Below are 318 nucleotides of genomic sequence, written 5' to 3' on the forward strand. Positions count from 1 at the left end.
TGTGCCTCTACGGCATGAATCACGGAATTTCGGCCGGCGTGGTTGCCGCCGCCGCCGGCCTCACTGCCGCGCAAGTCGAGAAGGTCTATAAGGATATCGTCAGCAAACGCCGCGCTGCACGCTATCTTCACGCACGGCCACAGCTGCCCGCTGCGATGGACAGGGATTGACCCATGTGCGGCATCGCCGGAATTGTGGCGCTGAACGCGGCTGCGGAGCCTCCTTCACGAGCCGCGCTTCTACGAATGGCAGCCGCGCTCTCCCATCGAGGTCCGGACGAAAGCGGCCTTTACCGCGACAGGCGAGCGGGGCTGGCGC

At 65.4% G+C, this 318-nt stretch carries 1 pseudogene; it reads left to right on the top strand.

Features of this window, described 5'->3' with window-relative positions:
- Window positions 1-170, top strand: a pseudogene (gene nadE / locus EOB49_RS38445) (NAD(+) synthase); the annotation flags it as partial.
- Between the last annotated feature and the right edge of the window lie 148 nt (window positions 171-318).

The organism is Mesorhizobium sp. M7A.F.Ca.MR.148.00.0.0 (genome assembly GCF_003997735.1).
Taxonomy (GTDB): domain Bacteria; phylum Pseudomonadota; class Alphaproteobacteria; order Rhizobiales; family Rhizobiaceae; genus Mesorhizobium.